Raw genomic sequence first — 18,573 nt, forward strand, 5'->3', positions numbered from 1 at the left:
GGCGAACCGCCCGGATGGCAGCTGGGTGACCAAGCCCGTACTCGCTCCTGAACACCGGGGTCCCATTCCGGTTGTTCCTGAAGATCGAGTCGCACGCAATCACCAGGATCGGTGTGCATAACGCGGCAACTCCGCATCCCGTTGGAACGCAACCACATCATCATGAGGGCACCGTCATGCACAGCACCACCAGCCAACTCGAACTCGACTTCAGTCCACTGTGGACGAATCGAGACCTGGCCGCGGTTCTCGAAGCCACCCGCTCCGCCAACAATGCCCTACGTCCCATGCCCCGGCGGCACTCGGCATCGGCAGCGGCCGAGCGCGCAGCCACCTGCGCCACCGCGCTGAACTCCCTGCGGCAATTGCGTCCGCTGCTGACCGCGGCCGTGACGGTGGCGGCCGGGAACAACAACCACCAGCTGGCGGTCGAGCTGGCCGAGGCGCTCGGCGAGCAGGTGTTGCCGCACTTCGACTGCGGCCCGGTCGAGGCATACCTGCTTCAGCGGGCAATCGAGGCCGCGCGCCGCGACCGGAACTGGCTGGGCGAAAGTCGACTGCGGCTTCGCCTGACGATGCTGTTGCTCGACTCCGGACCAGACGCCGCCGCGCTGCAACTCATCAACGCCGAGACCGCCCGCGCCTTCTACACGATCGAACAGGCCGGGGACACCGCGGACGCCCGCACAGCCGAAGCAGTCGCCCTAAGCGTGTCCAGCCTGACAAGCCTGCGTGCCGGTGACCTGGAGGCAGCCCAGCACACCGTGGTAGATGCGATCACCCTCGCCCGGGTGCTCAAGGACGAGCGGCGCCAGGGAGAGCACACCGTGCTGCTGGCCGAGATCCTCGCGCAACGGGGTGAGTACCGGATCGCCCAGAAGCACCTCTTCGACGCGCTGGAGCTGCTGGCCGCGGCCGGGGACGACCTCGGGCAGGGGCGGGTGTTCACCGCGCTGTGCCGCCTGGCACTGCTCCAGGGCCGTGCTGATCTGGGCCTGCCAGACGCGGCCACCGCGGTCCGCCGGTTGGAGAACCTGGGCTATCGGCGGTACCTGGCGGTGGCCAAGTCGATGAAGTCGATCGCTCACCACGAACTCGGCCAACGCGCCGAAGCGGAGTTCGAGCGCGCCGGAGCACTCGACCTGGTCACGCCGGGGACGCCGTCGGCGCGCCTGGTGCAGGAGGTGCTGGAGTTGCCCGCCCGGCTGCCCTCGGCGGCCATGCTGGCCGGCCTACGGCGACTCGATGCCTCGACCCGCCCCACCCCAGCATCTCCCACACCACCCGCCCTCGCCCGCGTACCACCGCCCGGGGCGTTCTCTGTCCTGGTCGGCCGCGAGGACGAACTGGCGCGCCTGACCGCGGCCGGGGAGACCGTCACCGTGACCGGGCCCATGGTGGTCGGCATCTCCGGCCCGGCGGGCACCGGGAAATCCGCTCTGGCCCACCGATGGGCTTACCTGCGCGGCCGGGACACCACCCGCTTCGCTGACGGCTGCCTCTACGCGGTGCTCAACCACGGCGCGCTTGCCCCGGAGGTGACCACCAGCATCGCCCTGGACAACTTCCTGCGCGCCTTGGCGGTGCCGGTCACCGAGATCGACGCCGCCGGGACGCTCTCGGCCAAACACGCGCTGTTCTGCTGGGCCACCGCGGGCAAGCGGCTGTTGCTGGTGCTGGACGACGTGGTCGACACCGCGGACCTCGGCTACCTGCTGCCCGCCTCGCCCCACAGCATGGTCCTCATCACCAGCCGCGAACCCGTCCCCACGCTGTGCGCGGGCCAGATCGCAATCTCCCTGGACGCGCTGGACACCGCCTCGGCGACCGGGCTGCTGGCCAACACCCTGGGCCCGCAGCGCGTGGACGGCGAACGCCCCGACGCCCAACGGATCGCGGCTGGCTGCGCGGGTAACCCCGCCGCGCTGCAGATCCTCGCGGCCGGCCTCGCCCTCCAGCCGTCCACGCCCTTGGCCACCGCCGCCACCGCGTTGAAGAGCGCCCTGACCGGAGACCCTTCCGCGATCGAGGCCGCAGTCACCGTGGCCTGCTCCTGGCTGCCACAGGAGACTGTACGGGCCTACCACAGGCTTTCGGTCCTGCCCTTGACCACACTGACCTGGTCGATCGCCGCAGCCGCCCTCGGCAGCTCCAGCGCCGAGGACGCCGGGCGCCTGCTGGAGGAGCTGGCCGACCGCGGGTTGCTCACCCACGGCGTCGAAGGGCACTACCGCATCCCGGAGGCCCTGTCCGTGGTGATGCACCAGCGCGCCTACACCACTCTCGGGCTCGCGGAGTGCGAGGCGGTCATCCGCCGCGGCATCACCCAGGCCGCCTACGAAGCCGCGGTCGCCGGCCAGCACGCGGTCGGGGACCGCGAGAACCTGCGCCAGTGGCTACCCCGGTCGCAGTGGCCGACCGTGGCGATCGAGCCGAACCGCCGCTTCGACCGCCTCCCCGCCTACGACTGGCTGGAAGCCGAACGCATCGTGATCACCCAGGTCGCGGTCGCGGCCACCGACCGCGGCGACCTGTCGCTGGTCTGGATGGCCGCGGGCGCGCTGGGCCGATTGTGTTTGCACCACGGCGGTGTGCCCGAGGCGATGACCGTGCTGACGATGGCGATCACCTGCATTCGGGAAGCCCTCGGCAAGCTGCCCCGGAGCAAGGCGGCACGGTACCGGCTGCTCCAAGCCGACCTGCTGGTCACCTTGAGCATCCTCACCCTCTGCGGCCTCCGCGCCGTCCCTGCCTGCGATCGCAGCACCCTCACCGGCGAAGCGGAACGGCACCTCCATGAGGCCCACCGACTGTCCCTGCCCGGCAACAAGCTGTGGAAGCTGGGCAAGCTGCTGGACTCGGCGATGCGGACTGCCAGCACTCACCATGCCGACCAGGACGTCGCCGAAGCCCTGCACCGCTTGGTGATGGAGCAGGCGCGCCAGGCCGGTAAGCAACGCCCCCAGGGCCAGCACACCTGGGTGCTCGGCACCCTCCTGGCCGCGACCGGCCGGGACGAGGAAGCGGTGGCGGCCTTCACCGCTGCCGAGGAGCTGCTGCACTCCGCGGTCGACAAGGCCCTGGTGCTGCTCTCGGCCGCGGCGCTCTTCGCTGGCCAGCGGCGCCTGGACCGCGCCATCACGTTACTGGAGCACGCCGCCACCCTGCTCCACCACCTCGACCACGCCATCCTGCTGGCCACGGTGCACGCCGCCCACGCACTGGCGTCGGGGATGTGCAACATCCGGCGGCAGGCCATCGCCTCCCGTAACGCCGCGCTGGCCTTGCTCCCCGCTGAGACCGACAACGAGCAGATCCGCACCGCGCTCAAGCCGCTGGAGGGCTGGTGAGGACCACCCAGCTCCGGGCCGCTGAGTCACGCGCTGAGGAGATCGGACGCTTGTGGGACAACGGGCTCACCGGCCGAGAGATCGGCGAGAAGCTTGGCCTGGCCCCCAAGGCGGTCAACCACCTACTCAGAGTCACCCGCACCGATCCACCACGGCGGACATGGACCTGGCTGGCCGGACCGCGGCGGATCGCGGCCGTGCTGTGGCTCCACCAGCGGTACACCACGATGAGCCTCAGTGACCTCGCGCGCATCACCGGGCGTTCCCGGCCCACCCTCCGGCAGTGCTTGAAGGAGGACCCCAACCAGTGGAGCGATGAGGAGAAGGCCCAGGCCCGCCAACAGTTTCCCGACCCGTTCGACCTCGGCACGGTCACCACGTGCGAGCGGGAAGCATGGAAGCAGGTCGCCCACCACGAAGCCACTCTGCCCAAGAGCCGTAGCAAGTCCCGCCGAGCGCTTCCGTTCCCGAGTTCAGGGCGCTCCAGACCGGACGACCAGGCTCTGGTTCTGCGCCAGCATCAGCGCGGGGTGACCGCCGACGAGGCGGCCAGCGAAGCAGGCACCTCTCCCCGTGCCGAGACGTGCCCGCCCGGTTCCCCGACCGTGGACCCGAACCCGTACCGGCCCACCGCCTCCGCTCTCAGAGCGCGGCGCCTGGTCGAGGTCACGGTGTTCAGCACTAAGAACCGCCCCGCCCAGCTGTCCCGCGAAGACCAGGTGCGAGTGGCGCTGACGGCCTGGCATCTGCGTCACCAACGGCATTTCACCACCACCGAGGTTGCCCACATCCTCGGGCACGAGACATCCGCCATCGGCCGCTACCTGCGGGTGCTCAAGCCCCACACCAGCCCGCCGCTGACCGGCGAGCACCGCGCAAACACCGCGAAGACCTGCAACCAGCTGTGGGCCGACGGCGGCAGCAGCCACATCGCCAGCGAGGCCGGCCGGTCCTCCAGCTCAAGTAGGCAGCCGTCCTCACCCGGCGGATACCCAGGGACGGCCAGCCTGTGACACTCCGCAACGCCACCTCACCCTCAATCGAGCCGACGTGACGCCCTTGGACCGCCCGCGCGGGGCGGAGGAGAAGTGTTCGGTCACCGGTGACTGGTGCGAGCTGGCCGACATTCCCCGCCACGATCCGGCCACCGGCAGAAAGTACTGGCCCTGCAAGGACTGCGGCCTGCTGCTGTGGCCAGTCACCTCGTTACCGGCACCTTCGCACCGGTCATCGGGATGAACCCGGCGTCTTCACCGTGCTCCCGCTGTGGCCGGGTCGGGCTTTGGCTGCCACTGGACCGCGGTCGGCCGCGCCCCACCGGTTGTCAGGAACTCGACGACGGCTGCCTTGGCGTTCTCCACCGGCACGCCGCTGTCGGCGGGAAACTCGCTCGGCGTCCCCCAATAGGCGTACTGAAAGGTCCCGGCCCGGTCGGTCGGAGCATCGCATGTCTGGAAGCTGAACCACTTGCCGTGTGGTTGCGGGCCGAGGTAGGACAGCGCGCACAGGTTCCGCTCGACGTCGAACCCGACGTAGAACTCCTCAGCGGGGAACTCGTCCTCGCCAACCCCGGTCATGTAGCTCAGCTGAGCGAGCTGCGGCCCTCGTCCGCGGTCGCGTATCAGCGTGATGGCGCGGTCGAAGAAGTGATCGACGTCAGCCGCGGTGCGGATGAGAAACGGCTCGCGCTCAGGCGCCATGTGGGCGTGAACGATGGCCTCAGCAGTCATTTCGGCTCCCGGCCCCGGTAGGTAGCACTGCGGATCGTATCGCCGTCCGGCCAGTACACGGTCAGGCGCTGGCCCGGTTGCAGGACGCGGGGCGCGATGCGGTCGCAGCTGTACGGGCCACCGCACGGTCCGTCGGCGTTGTTGATGGCCAGGTGGACCTCGCGGGTCTCGGCGCTCTCGTGCATCTTGGCGGCAACCTTGATCTCGACGTGGGCGGTGACCGCGAGCGCGGCACCCTCCGGGCCGATCCCGAGCTTGGCCAGAACCGCGGCGGCGGCCTGCTGGTCGAACTCGCCGCTTCGTTCCGTGCGCGCGGTCCGCTCGTGGGGATCGATCCACACCCCCTGCGTCGGCCCTTGATCGTCGGTCCGCGGTGGCAACGACCGAACAGCATCGGCCATGACTTCCGGCGCTGGCCGCGGATCACTCGCCCACTTCGCCGCCGGGTCGACCGGAGGCACCACGGTCGGCTTCGTCACCACCTGAACGGACGTCGCTCCAGCCGACAGAGGCGCTGTTCCGAGTGCTGGCCGGTTGATCCAACTCTCGACGTGGGCGCGCACCTGACCGGCGAAGGCAAGCGCGTCCTTCAACGCCTCGTTGCCCGCGGCGAGCCACCCGGCGGCGGATTCGACGAACGTGCACGCGGACGACACTCCGATGCGCGCGAGGTGGTCGCGCAGCCGGTCCGCTTCGTCCTGGCAGCCGATGATCCCGGCTTCCGGCAGCTCGGCCACGGCGGCGCGCAGTTGCTCAATGACCGCACCCTCGGACACGGCGAGTCACACCCCTTGTGCCGCGGTCCGCAGGTCATCGCCGGCCGCGGCGAACGCGTTCTGTGCCCTTTCCAGCGCCGCGAGCAGGTTCTCAGCCGCTGCCTTGGCGGCGTGGACGTCGGGGTGGTCGCTGCTCGTGAGCGCGGCGGCGATTCCGCCCAACGCCCGCTCGACCGCAGCCCGGTGGTCAGCGAGCGGCAGCGCGTCCGCATCGCCCGCGATGGTCAGGTACGCGACGGCAAGCTCTTCTGCTGACATGCGAGTCCCCCGATGCTCGGTTCACCTCATGGTGGCATCGGGGGCCGACAGGCGTGCTGCCGTCGGCAGCACGGTCAGGACGCCGTGAGGAACTACGCGTCCCGGAACCGACGCCTACCTGACGATGTTCTGTCGTGGGTGGGGACGCTGGTCCACCAGGGGGGAGGAGGTGGACCAGCGTTCCCCAGGTGGGCCTATCCGGGGGGATGGATCGGCCCAGTCATCCAGGGTAGTCGGGCATACGCCGAGCTTGAGGTGAAGCCGGTGGCCTCGCCCGACCGAGTGAACGCGGCGCTGCTACCGCTGCGGGCGGGCGATGATGCGGACGTGCGGTGCGCTCATGTCGACCCGCACGACTTCCAGGCGCACGATGTCGGCCATGGTGGTGATGCCCGCGTCTCCGAGACCAGGCTTCCCCGCGCCGAGCAACGCGGGCGCCACGTAGTTGATCACCCGATCGATCACGCCCGCGGCGACAAACGAACCGGCCAAAGTTGGCCCACCCTCAAGGAACACGGCCTGCACGCCGTGCTCGTACAACCCGGCCAGAAGAGCACGAACATCAAGACCGCGCCCAGTACGAGGCAGTCGCAGCAGTTCGGCTCGACCTTCCAGATGCGTGGCGTCGGCGTCCTCGCCCACCGCGATGAGGGTCGGCGCTGCGTTGTTCAGCACCGTGGCGTCCACCGGCGTGCGTGCGTTGGAGTCCACGATCACCCGCAACGGCTGGTTGGCGGGTTCGATCATCGACAGGTCCAACCGCGGGTCGTCGTTGCCGCGCACCGCGAGGTTGGGGTTGTCGGCCTGCTGGGTTCCCGAGCCGACCACGGTGGCCTGGCAACCAGCGCGCAGCAGATGAAATTCGCGTCGGCTGTGCGGGCTGGTGATCCACTGGCTGGTGCTGTCCGCGGCGGCGATCCGCCCGTCCATGGTCGCGGCGTACTTGTACACCACGAAGGATCGCTGCACCCGCTCGTTCACCCCCGACCATTCAGTGCCTCTTTGTAACAGCCTGCCCGGTAGAGTTTCCGGCGCAGTCGTGCCGCTTCACGCCGCTAAGACGGCCCATGCAGTTCGGGGTCTTGCTCGCCGCACGCTCGCCAGATGGCCGCCACCTCGTGCTGTGCCTGGAACGCACCGTCGAGGTCTCCTGCCCGCTCCGCGCCAGAGCGCCTGCTGACCGTCGCTGGGGCAGTTTCCGCAGCTCGCTTTACGTGGTCTCAGCTCCGCGGGCAAGGACCGACTCAAATGCAGGCAGGTCAGCTTCCTCTTCCAGTGCAGTCACCGTGGCTGCGGGGGCCCAGGCGCCCAGAATCTCGCGCAGCACGTCGGCGGCGTAGGGACGGACAGCCTGGCCTTCAGCCAGCCGAAATTCCAAGAACGGCTGGAGGTCATGAGTGGCGCTGATATCGCTGAGCACCGACACCGCCAGCATGCTGCCTTCTGCACAGCCGCTCCGGTAGATACCCAAGGCCGTGGCCAGCGCTTGTGGTTTGGTGACTGCGTGCAGCACGTCGACGGCCAGGAGGCCGACTGGGCGGGCCAGGTCCAGACCAGCTGCTGAGGCCTCCCTCAAGACGATGTCGGCGGCGACGAGGTCGGCGTGGACCACCTGGAGATGGGCCGGGGCCAGGCGCCGCGCTTCAGCGGTGGTGGCGGCTTCGTTGTCGACCCCGACGATGCGCACGGTGCGGCCGCAGCGGGCGAGGAAGTCCGTCGCCGAGCCTGCGGTGGGCAGACCGGCCCCGAGGTCGAGGAACTGCTCGATGCCAGCATCAAGCATGGTCTGGATCGAGGTGAGCAAGAAGCGCCGATGGGCTCTGGTCAGTGCAGGTGCGCACGGCAGCACGTTCTCTATGCGCAGGGCTTCCAGCCGGTCCAACGGGGTGTGGAAACTCCCGCCTGCGAGGTAGTCGTAGATCCGGGCAGGGCTGGGAAACTGCAGGTGATGGGTCGCGGAGGTGTCGGACTGGGGTAAGTCGTCATCCACCGACAGGCTCCTCTCCTACCATGATCATCATAGGTGATGGGCGGCTGGATCGGCTTCGGCTGGATGGGGGCAACCCACACCGGGTTTCGTCACATCCAGCCACGGATCAGCGGCCGTGCGCGGGAATCGCCTCGCTCCTGAGACTCCGCCGGGTGATGCGAAGCGACTACCTAGTGAACTAGCCGCTCCAGGAGCCTTCTGCACACGATCGGGCGACCCGGCACCCACATTTCGCCGTCGGCGGGCTTATCCCAGTGTGGGCTCTGAGACAGGGGCTCGCTCGAGTTGAAAGGTTCGTGTCCGTTGATCGAGGTGATGACCGTGGTGGCCCCTGCGCCGCTACACCACGGCGTGCGGTGGATTGGTCGGGGGGCCCTCGTCGCCATTGCCTGTCCCGCTCGTGTCGCTGAGGAGGATTTAGTTCACCGTTCACAGGTAGTCGTCCGAGGCGCCGGCATGCTGCTGGCGGCCGGTTTCTGGTGCAGCCCGGCTGAGACCGGCCGGGCGCGGGTGGGGATGTCCGTGGTCAGGTTGCGGGGCCAGGGCGTTGTTTCGTGAACCACGATCAGCACGGGGCCGCACGGGAGCGGGAACGGGCGTGGCGGAGCTTCCTCACCGAGCACAACGCGGGTCTGCATCGCTTCGTCAACCACTTGCTCCGGTCGTACGGCATGGCTGAGAGCAGCGAGATCGCCAAGGATGTCATCCAAGAGGCCATGTTAAAGCTGGTGGAAAGATGGGAGAAGGAGCACGAGAACCGCGCGGGTTTCCTGTATGTCACGGCCCTCAACGGTCTCAAGCGTCACTTCCGGACCGAAGTCAGGCGTCAACGGATCGAGGCGCAGTGGGTGCAGCTGACCGCCTCGTGCACCGGTGAGGTCGACCCGGAGACCGTCCTCGTGCTCTGGGACATGATCTTCAGGCTGCCTCTCCAGCAGCGCAACGTCATGGTGCTCGATCAGGGCGGTTTCAAGGTCGCCGAAATCGCCATGATGTTGGATCTCGAGGCGCGCACTGTGTCCGATTACCTCAAGAAGGCACGAAAATCGCTCAGATCCTCCTACTTTCGCAGTGGCGCCGGTGATCAGCCTGGGAGACCGGAGCGGTCCGGAACCGGACGACGATCGGCACGCGACGACAACGGAGGCTTGTGATGGCTGGCATGCTCCAGCGCTTGTTGCGGCGGATACCCGGCACGGCGCCGCTGCGGCGGCGCCTGCAGTTCCGGCAAGGAATGCGCCACTTCGGGCAGATCATCCGCGATGTGCCCCTGGACCGGGACATGATGGATGCGACCCTGCAGGCGGTGCTCAGCACCGCCCACACCCTGGACACCGTGGCCGCGGCGAGTTCGCCCGAGACCGAAACCGAAGAGGTCCTGCCCGAGCACGTGGAGCCATGCCCGCAGATGCTGGAATCGGCAGCGCGGGCCTGGACCGTCGCAGCGGCCTCGCGAACCTACATCTCGCGTGACCCTTCCGAGGTGCGCACGCTGATGAGCGAGGGGGCCGCAGGCCTGTACGCGGCCTTGTGGAATCCGCTGCCCTCGGCCAAGGCACGACGATTCGGGCACTGCCTGACCGCTGAACTGCTCCTGACCCCGGAGTCGGTCTCCGGGGTCATGGCTCTGGTGGAATGCTGGCTCGCCGAGGTCCAGCGCAGCCACCTGTTGCCGACGGCCGCCGCGGGCAGAGCACTGGGTGAGCTGACCCGCGGAGGGCTCGAAGGCGCCCGTGAACGGGTGTTCACCGAACAGGCCGCACTGGTCACCGCCATGCGTAAAGCAGAACGCAACGCCCTGCACACGACCCTGACGCAGGGACAGTCGTTCCGGACCGCCATGACCGGCTGCCGGACACCGATGGCCGTACTGAATAGACGTGGAGTGATCGCCGAAGTCAACGACGCTTTCGCCGGCCTGACCCTCGGACTGAACACCGTGGGCAAACGCGTCGGCGTCCTGGGGCACACCACCTCAGACCGCGAGGCCCTCCACAACGCCATGCTCCAGGCACTGCACTCCCCTGGAGACGCGGTGTGGACCGACATCACCTTGGCCTGGCCCAACGGCCAACCACGGGCCCGAATCAACGTGGGACTGGTCTTCAGCCCACTCAGCGGCCTCGACGGCGAGATGTACATGCTGGCCAAGGACACCAGCGAACTGCAGACCTGGCAGCACGCCTTCCAGCTCAAGTTCAACCACAACGGAGTCGCCGATCTGCCCAACCGCAGCCGGTTCCTCGCTCTCGCTCAGCACGAGATGAGCCTGCTCACCGACGCCGCCACCGTCACACTCTGCCTGGTACGCCTGGAAAACCACGCCGCGATCGCCGAGAAGGTCGGCCAGGTCGCCGGCGAAACCCTGGTCATCTCCGCGGTGCAGAGGATCGTGGCGGCCATCGGCGGGATCACCACGGCGGTGATGGCCCGGCTCGACGAGAATACTTTCGCCGTGCTGTTCCCGATCTCTGATCTCTGGGGCAGTGTGCACGAGGCTATCGAGCGGATCACAGCCTGGACCTCGGATCCCGTCACAGTCCAGCCTGGCGGCAATCAGGAGGGCACGTCTGCCGGCCAGGAGGTCAAGCTGCTCTGCGACCCGCGAATCGCCACCGCACAAGGACATCCGCGCACCGTCAGCGCCCGCGACCTGTTGCAGCAAGCCGAGACCGAGCTGAATCGGCTCTCACTGGCAGACCGCGGGGCAAACAGAACGCGCCGAACCACAGCCTCGGCCGAGTCGCACCACCACGACCGCTACTCACATCTGTTGCCAGGCATGGGAGAGGCCCACGAGACCGGAAAGCTATTCCTGGACTGGGAAAAAGTCATGGACATCAAGCGGAAGGAGATGGTCGGCGTGCGAGCCACCGTGCGCTGGGAGCATCCTGAGCACGGAAGTGTGCCGGCCGACGGCTTGGTGGCGGAGGCGATCGATCTGGGCATGGCCGTGCCTCTGGGGCGCTGGCTCATCGAAGAAGCCGCGCTCGCCGGTGGCCAGTGGTACCGAGATTTCGGAAGCAAGGCGCCTTTCGTACAGCTGCCAGTGCCCCGCCGCCTGGCACGCGACGAAGCGCTGCCCGAGCTGATCAGAAACATCCTCTCCGCCACGGGCATGCCTGCCCAACAGCTGCATCTGCTGCTGCCTGACGGAGCCTCGATCGACGATGAGGTCACGGACGAAGAGGAGGACGAGGACACCACCAAGCATCCACGGCTGGAAGCCCTCAGTCTCACCGGAGCGATCGCGGGCATGATCGGAGCGGGCAAGACCGAGGAGTGGTGGAGCCAGCTGCCCTACATGATGGTCGCTTCGGCAGTGATACCCGCCAAGATCACCGAACTCCTCGGCGCACAGGGCAAGGGCGCCGAAGGGCGCCGCGCACCGGCGGAGTGCCTGATCCAGCTGTGCAAACGGCTGCGGCACAAGGTCACCATCAGCGGCGTGACCCACCACGCCGAGGTAAGTACGGGCAAGGCGTTGAAGGTGGATTGGGCGTCAGGCCCGTACTACGGGGATCCGCTCCGCACCGAGGAAGTACCCGCCGGTATCAGCGATCGCGTCGCGACGGTGACCTCGTTGCACGAACACATGAACCGGCGCTCCGGCTAGCCGCAGGTGGTGCCCATCGCCTCCCGAGCCTTGGGCACCACCCGTGCTCCATCCGATCATCGTGGACCGCGACGCGGCCGATTCTTCGGCCGTGGCAAGGAAAGGCACCGCATTACCGTGTCCGGAACTCCCCCCGATCCACCTCCCGGATCCTTCGATCGCCTCAGTTCAGGCTCTCCGCAGGGCCATCCCGCTGATTCGGCTCGCGTCCATAACCAGGCCCATGACCTTCGCGGGGTGCAGGCCGGCTGGGTCGACCACGTCAACTTCGAGACACACGTCTACACCCAGCTTGAACCGCCACCGGCCACCCGGCAGATCTTCGGCGCCCTCCCCCCTCGCGCCCATGCCTTCCAGCACCGGCTGGAGGCCACACAACTCCGCGCGGTCTCAGCCGCCCACGGCACCGCTGTGCTCGTTGGCAGCTGCTCGCACCTGGTCCGCGGGCTGGGCGGGGTCGGCAAGACCCAATTGGCCGCCGAACACGCCCGCACCTTGTGGAACGACGGCGCCCTGGACCTGCTGATGTGGATCACCGCCACCTCGCGCGATGCCATCCTCACCGCTTACGCCCACGCCGCGTCCGAGCGCCACCCGCGGAGCTCCGCAGCGCTTCCCCAAGCCACCGAACTGCTCGCTCAGCGGTGGCTGAGCTTGCTCAACACCACCTCCCTGCGGTGGCTGGTCGTGCTCGACGATGTCCAGGACCCCGCCGACATCTTCGGGCTCTGGCCACCACACTGCCCCAACGGCCAAGTCGTGGTCACCACCCGCCGCCGGGACGCCGCCCTGACCTCCGACAGCCGTCATCTCATCGACGTCGCCCTGTTCACCCCCCAAGAGTCCCTGGACTTCCTCACCACTCGCCTGAGCGTGCACCCACAACAGGTCGAAGGCGCCCGCGAACTCGCCGAACACCTCAACCATCTGCCCCTGGCCCTGGCCCAGGCCGCCGCCTACATCGCCGACCGGCCGGCGATGACCTGCACGAGCTACCTCAGCCGCTGGTCCAACCAGCACACGCCACTGACCGACGTGCTCCCGCAACCCGGACAACTTCCCGATGAGCACAGCGAAACCATGGCCACCACATGGTCTCTGTCGATCACCCGCGCCAACGACATGGCACCTGTCGGCCTGGCCCGACCCTTGCTGGAGATCATCTCGCTGCTGGATGCCAACGGCATCCCCGACACCACCGTCACCACCCCGGTCGTCCTGCACCACCTCGATGCAGTCACCGGAAGCAACGTCAGCGCCGATGACGCCCTCGACGCGCTGAGCTGCCTGCACCGGCTCAACCTCATCACCCACGACCGCAAGGCCACACACCGCTCGGTCCGCATGCACGCCCTCATCCAGCGCACCACCCGGGAAACGCTGACCCCGGCGGCCCTCACCGCGACCGCACTAACCGCCGCCGACGCACTGCTGCAGCAGTGGCCCGATCCCGGCGAGGACGCCGAGCTGGCCGTTGTCCTGCGGGGCAGCGTCACCGCGTTGAACGCCAACGCCAACCTGTGGGTCGACCGATGCCACCCCGTGTTGCTGGCCTTCGCCGACAGCTTGGGGCTGGCCGGCCAACCGCAGGCGGCGGTTCTCCACTACCGCCAGCTGCTCACCCATGCCTACCAACACCTCGGCCCCGATCACGCCAGCACTCTGACCATTCGCCACAACCTGGCCCATTGGCAAGGCGAAGCGGGAGACTCCAGCGCGGCGGCCGCGGCCCTGAAGCTCGTCCTGGCCGCCCGGACACGGGCACTCGGCCCCGATCACCCCGACACCCTCACCACCCGCCACAACCTCGCCTACCGGCGCGGGGCCAGCGGTGACGCCGCCGGAGCAGCCAAAGCCTTCACCAGCCTCCTGGCCGACCGCGCCCGCGTCCTGGGAGACACCCACCCAGACACCCTCAGCACCGCCCACAACGCCGCCTACTGGCAAGGAGAAGCCGGAGACCACCACGGCGCAGCCGAGGCATTCAAACGCGTGCTGACCAACCGCTCACACGCCCTAGGCCCCGATCACCCCAGCACCTTGAGCACTCGCACCAGCCTCGGTCACAGCCTGGGCGAGGCCGGTGACCACCACGGCGCTGTCGGTGTCTTCACCGACCTGCTCTCCCGGATGGAACGCGTCCACGGCCCAGACCACATCGACACCCTCACCGCCGGTGACAGCCTGGCGCAATGGCTGTGCCAGGCCGGAGATCCCGGCGCGGCAGCCCTGCTGTTCGGCCAACTCCTCACCCAGCAACGCCACGTCCTGGGCGCCAACCACCCTGACACCCTCACCACCAGCAACAACCTCGCCCACTGCCTGGCCCTGGCCGGCGACCCCGCCGGAGCAGTGGATGCCCTCGCCCAGCTCCTCGATCGCACGAACCAGGCGCTGGGGCCAGAACACCCCAACGTGCGCACGATCCGCTTCAACCTTGCTGACTGCCTGGGACACGCAGGCCATCCAGCTCAGGCCGCAGCAATGCTGAGCGACCTGCTGCACGACCTCGGCCCCCACAACGCTGGCGACAGCAGCGCCTTCACCATCCGCAACAACCTCGCACACTGGCAAGGACACGCCGGTCAAGCAGACGCCGCCTGCCACACCCTGCGCGACCTGCTGGCCGACATGGAAGCCGAACTCGGAACCCAACACCCCAACACCCTGGCCACCAGCACCAATCTCGTCCACTGGCTCGAGGAATCCGGCGACAAACCCGCCACAGTCGCAGCACTCCAACGCTTGATCACGCACACAGGACACGTACATGGTCCGGTTCATCCAGACACCATCGCCCTGCAGAGGCGTCGCGATCGTCTCCTGGTCTCCATGAGAGGCGAGGATGCTCACGGTGGCCTGTGAACGCTGCGGTGATTCATGGGCCGTCGAGGTGTTCGTCGAGCCAGGCCCGCGGGCGACCGCCGGCGTACTCGGTCAGCTACCAGGCTGAGCTGAGGATGAGAACAGTTGCCATCGTCGTACATAGCGCTCTCCCCTGTCCTGTCGCTGAGCCGGAACGCCCAGGCGATGGCCTCCTCAAGGTGACCTGAACCGCGGGCGTCCAGCTGCCGTGCCGCCGCGCGTCCGATGCTGGTCTTGGGCAGCAACTGGTTTTCGGCATCGGCTACCGCTCTCAGGGCTTCTTCCAGCCATCCAGGCAGCCGGGTCGGCTCGCCGGTGTGTGCTGGCTCGGCCTGGCGTATGAGGACACAGCCCTTGGTGGTCAGCCGGATCTGGGACTGGCGAGCGGTTCCGGTGACCACTTCGACATCCACATGGCGGATTTCCAGCAGCCAGCCGAAGTTCGGCGGCGCGTCAGCAGCGGCGCGGGTGGCGCTCAGGTCGAGGTGACGCCGTAGCGTCCCGCCAGGGCGACGAAAGGTGCGACGAGCTGGTGTGGGCTGTTGGGCAACAGCAAACTGACTCGTTGACGGGCTCTCGTCAGCACCACGTACAGCAGCCTGCTCGCACTCTCGAAGGGTTCGGACTCGCTGCCGTAGTAGTCGTTGGGACGGAAGACGGCAACGATGGCATCGGACTCGCGCCCTTTGGTCTGATGGAGATTCATCACCTGGACGGCAGCCTGGTCGCCAGCATCGACATCGGTGAAGGACTCCATCCGCATCGTCTCAACTTGGCGGCTGACGGCATCGAGCACGTGACCGGACACGGCCATCAGCCGAATCACTTCGGCGGCGGCTCGACGCCACTGCCGATGGCCGCGATTGAGTCCCAGTGTTGACCAGCCGGTGGCAGCGATGTGAGCGGCGGCGTCGAGATCAGGCGCGTCCGATAGCGCGACGCGGAGTTCGTCCAGCCTGGTAGCGAGCAGACCTTCGGCTTGGCCTCTACCGATGATGAACGCCAAGTCTGGGGCGTACTTGCCCCGGACGGTGGAGGTGTAGAAGACGGCCATCCGCACGAGAACGTTGTCCCAGGCCGTCATGCTAGCGGCGAACTGCATCATCATCATGAAGGTGCTGAGCGCTTCTCCGTAGCTCTCGGAGAGGCCAACGGCGACGTGGTCGACTCCACGTTCGGTGAGTGCGGCGGACATGGCGGCCGTGGGTTCGTTGCCGTGCAAAAAGATTCCGAAGGTGTTCGCTCCTCGCTCGCGACTCTCGTCGATCACCGCGCACACCTCGTCAACCGCAGGATGGGCATCGACCCCGGTCACGAGGCGAAGTCGTCCGTTGGCTACGGCTTCAGCAAGAGAAGGATGGGCGAAGTTTCGCTGGCGCACTTCCTCGGCCACAGTGGGCAACAACTGAGTCGGGTCACGGTACGAGCCGAGCGGCAAAGGAATCTGCGCGGCCTCTGGCCGCGCGACTGCCGCGGCAATCCTTTCCGGGCCGACGCCCTTTCGTCCGGGGATCTTGTCGTAGATCATCTGGTTGGGATCGCCGAGGAGCAGCAGGCGGTTGCCAACCTCGGTGAGGCCTTCGAGCAAGGTCCACTGTTCGCTGTCGGTGTCCTGGAACTCGTCGCAGACCACAAGCGACCACCGGCGTTGCGCGAGCGGGCCGATGTGAGGAAGGTCCAAGATCTTGAGAGCTTCGGGAAGCAAGTCGTTGTAGGACAAGACAGTGGGGTCTTCCTGGAACAGCTTGCTTTCCGCTTCCCCGCGCAGCGTCGGGCGTTCGCTGTGGCCGGTGTAGCGGCCGAAGTCGCATACCAATTGCCACGCCAGCCCGTGAAACGTCAGCACGTCCACCCGGTCGGTGACGTCGCGGAGGATTCCTTTGCTGCGACTGAGGATCTGCGTCACCGCGGTTCGACTGAAGGTCAAGAACAACACACGATCACGAGCGACGCCGGCAGGAGCGCCCGCGTCTCGCCGGAGCAGGTGTGCGCGGGCCGCCGCCGCGGCGGTGACGGTCTTGCCGGTACCGGCACCTCCGAGGACGAGAAGTGTCGACGCCTCGCTGTCGCGGACATCGCGTTGCCTGCCGATGGGACTGAATCGGCGCGTCGTGGTCATGCGGTCAACGTCACCGGCCCGGTGACCGTCCCTCTCGCGAGTTCCACCGCCTGGTCAAGGAATCGGATAGCAACCTTGGGTGGCACCGTTCCGGCCAGCAGATACACGTACTGAGCATGCACTCCGGACTTGTGCAGCGCCCTCGCAAGGCGCTTCTCCAGGTCGCGGTCGTTGAGCTGATCCATGTCGGCCAGGCCGAGCTGCCACTGCTCGTCCAGTTCCGTGAACGCGTCGAGCAGGCTCTGCCGTGGGACTCCGTGCACGAGCGCCATCTCGATGGCGAACCGTTCAGGCAATCGAATGACGTCATCGGCGACCTGCTGCGCTTCGGCGAAGGAGGTGTCCGCGCCTTGGCCGGGCTTGTCAAAGTCGAGGCCGGCGATCACCCGGAAGCCGAGCTGGCGAGCGAGCCTGCAGATCTTGACGATTTCGGTGTGGCCTTCGCTTTCGACGAACCGGACCCCATATGTTGCGGGCGAAGGCTTGCTGGCGCGCCGTTGGGTGATAGCGGTGAGGGCTGCCACGTCGTGGCGGCCTTCGAACACGACGATCGCCCGACTGCTCATGGCGGGGAGCAACTGCAGGTGGAGTTGCCGCACCACGCCGAGTTCTCGCTTGTCGGACGGCGGCACCATCTGGTGAGCGGTACGTTCGCCCGTTCGCAGCGACAGCCGCACCATCTCTTCGGGGAGAAACGCGCGTGCTGCTTCCGGACGCCGAGTTGACAGCCACAGCTGATCGCATGCGGTTCGCAGCTCGCGTGCCAGATGTTCGGCGGCACCGGCGTCGAGTTGGTCGCCGAAGTCATCGCACACGACAACCACGCCAGCCTGGGCGGCGACCACGAGCGCTTCCGCAGCAGCCAGCACCGCGGCGGTCGTCGACCCGTGCCGACGCAGGGGCAGCGCTTCCGGGGATCCGAGCCGCAACGTCGGTTGGAGCACTCGAAGGAGCCCTGCCACCGAGCCGCCCTCGGCGCGGAAGTCGACGATGTCCGAGATCGCGGTGTCAGCGTCGATGCCGAGTGTGCCCCGGACGGGCTCGAAGACGTCGTCCAACACGGCGCTGACCACCTCGGTCGCGCTGAACCCGTCGGTGGCGCTGTCCACCGCCGAGGAGAGTGCCTGCAAAGCGGTGGCCAGGTCGTCCCCGCCCGAGTTCAGCAACTCGCGGAAGGCGCTGCCGGGTCGCAGGGTCAGGGGCTGGCCGGGCTTCAGGACGATGAACGGCAGCATGCTCCGTTCGAGACGACGGGCCCGGTCGTAGCTCTCGTCGTCGGGATCCGACGTTTTCGGATAGTCCACCCAGTGCTCGCCCACCCCCTCTTCGGGGTTCCAGCGCAGCCGGTAGCACAGCCGCAACACGAGCTCGTGGCGCTCTCCATCCAGGTCTTCGGCGGCGGATGATTCAACGAGCACGTCGTCTTCGGCATCCCACAGTTCAAGCCGACGGAAGAAGTGCTGTTCGAGTGCCTCGCCGAGGTCGGAGAGCACGACCTCGATTTCGGCTGAGCGGATGTCGACCTCGGTGTCGCCGTCGGCAGGCTCTTCCTCGGCTTCGGTAGCATCCGCCTCGGCCTCGTTGCCGGGGCAGCTGTCGCCGGACGCGGCAAGGTACACGTCGAACTCGTTGGGTGGGGTCCGTGTCGAGTCCGGGTCAAGCACCCGGCGGATTGCCTCGACGAGGTCGCTTCTGCCCGCTCGGGGCTCGCCGACGACCAGGGCGTGTTGGCCTGCTCGCAACTCCAGTTCTCGCCAACCTCGAAACGACGAGATACGCAACTGCCGAACACGCATACCGCAGGCTAGTTGCCTGCGATGAGGCCGGGAGGTGCAAGTACACGTTCGGGTGGAGCCGTGTAACGGCAAC

At 67.7% G+C, this 18,573-nt stretch carries 12 protein-coding genes; 5 read left to right on the forward strand and 7 right to left on the reverse strand.

Annotation, left to right across the window (positions count from 1 at the left end; all coding sequences use genetic code 11):
• The first annotated feature begins 176 nt into the window (after positions 1-176).
• Both MZC64_RS38275 and MZC64_RS38280 read left to right on the forward strand, forming a co-directional pair.
• Positions 177-3,350 carry an NB-ARC domain-containing protein gene (locus tag MZC64_RS38275; protein ID WP_247764573.1) on the forward strand — a complete coding sequence of 1,058 codons (3,174 nt, stop codon included), beginning with the start codon at positions 177-179 and terminating at the stop codon, positions 3,348-3,350.
• Entirely contained in the window at positions 3,347-4,363 is a 1,017-nt protein-coding gene (locus MZC64_RS38280; protein ID WP_247764574.1) for a hypothetical protein, read from the forward strand. Before MZC64_RS38275 ends, MZC64_RS38280 begins: the two co-directional genes overlap by 4 nt.
• Before the next feature lie 237 nt (positions 4,364-4,600).
• On the opposite strand, the gene MZC64_RS38285 is transcribed toward MZC64_RS38280, so the two are convergent.
• From MZC64_RS38285 to MZC64_RS38305, 5 genes are all read right to left on the reverse strand, one after another.
• Positions 4,601-5,080 carry an Imm1 family immunity protein gene (locus MZC64_RS38285; RefSeq protein ID WP_247764575.1) on the reverse strand — a complete coding sequence of 160 codons (480 nt, stop codon included), beginning with the start codon at positions 5,078-5,080 and terminating at the stop codon, positions 4,601-4,603.
• Positions 5,077-5,856 (reverse strand): DddA-like double-stranded DNA deaminase toxin, encoded by a 780-nt coding sequence (locus MZC64_RS38290; RefSeq protein WP_247764576.1) that lies wholly within the window; start codon positions 5,854-5,856, stop codon positions 5,077-5,079. The genes MZC64_RS38285 and MZC64_RS38290 overlap by 4 nt, the downstream gene beginning before the upstream one ends.
• Positions 5,857-5,862: 6 nt before the next feature.
• Entirely contained in the window at positions 5,863-6,114 is a 252-nt protein-coding gene (locus tag MZC64_RS38295; RefSeq protein ID WP_247764577.1) for a hypothetical protein, read from the reverse strand.
• A gap of 297 nt (positions 6,115-6,411) precedes the next feature.
• A complete protein-coding gene (locus MZC64_RS38300) occupies positions 6,412-7,095 on the reverse strand; it encodes a dihydrofolate reductase family protein (RefSeq protein WP_247764578.1) in 684 nt (227 codons plus the stop codon).
• A 229-nt stretch (positions 7,096-7,324) separates the two neighbouring features.
• The gene (locus MZC64_RS38305; protein WP_247764579.1) at positions 7,325-8,104 is read right to left on the reverse strand and encodes an SAM-dependent methyltransferase; all 780 of its coding nucleotides are present in this window, start codon (positions 8,102-8,104) and stop codon (positions 7,325-7,327) included.
• Positions 8,105-8,658: 554 nt separating this feature from the next.
• Here MZC64_RS38305 and MZC64_RS38310 point away from each other — a divergent pair.
• The 3 genes from MZC64_RS38310 to fxsT all read left to right on the forward strand — a co-directional run bounded on the left by MZC64_RS38310 (position 8,659) and on the right by fxsT (position 14,585).
• Positions 8,659-9,258, forward strand: coding sequence for a sigma-70 family RNA polymerase sigma factor (locus MZC64_RS38310; protein WP_247764580.1), 600 nt, complete (start codon positions 8,659-8,661; stop codon positions 9,256-9,258).
• Positions 9,258-11,720, forward strand: a complete 2,463-nt coding sequence (locus MZC64_RS38315; RefSeq protein ID WP_247764581.1) for an EAL domain-containing protein — start codon at positions 9,258-9,260, stop codon at positions 11,718-11,720. Before MZC64_RS38310 ends, MZC64_RS38315 begins: the two co-directional genes overlap by 1 nt.
• 237 nt (positions 11,721-11,957) lie before the next feature.
• The gene (gene fxsT / locus MZC64_RS38320) at positions 11,958-14,585 is read left to right on the forward strand and encodes an FxSxx-COOH system tetratricopeptide repeat protein (protein ID WP_247764582.1); all 2,628 of its coding nucleotides are present in this window, start codon (positions 11,958-11,960) and stop codon (positions 14,583-14,585) included.
• A gap of 475 nt (positions 14,586-15,060) precedes the next feature.
• Here the strand turns inward: fxsT and MZC64_RS38325 are convergent, their stop codons facing one another.
• Both MZC64_RS38325 and MZC64_RS38330 read right to left on the reverse strand, forming a co-directional pair.
• On the reverse strand, positions 15,061-16,704 hold the full coding sequence (locus tag MZC64_RS38325; protein WP_247764583.1) for a UvrD-helicase domain-containing protein: 1,644 nt from the start codon (positions 16,702-16,704) through the stop codon (positions 15,061-15,063).
• Positions 16,701-18,500, reverse strand: a complete 1,800-nt coding sequence (locus tag MZC64_RS38330; RefSeq protein ID WP_247764584.1) for a TOPRIM nucleotidyl transferase/hydrolase domain-containing protein — start codon at positions 18,498-18,500, stop codon at positions 16,701-16,703. Before MZC64_RS38330 ends, MZC64_RS38325 begins: the two co-directional genes overlap by 4 nt.
• Positions 18,501-18,573 lie beyond the last annotated feature (73 nt).

Source organism: Crossiella sp. S99.2 (assembly GCF_023094165.1).
Classification (GTDB): Bacteria; Actinomycetota; Actinomycetes; order Mycobacteriales; family Pseudonocardiaceae; genus Crossiella.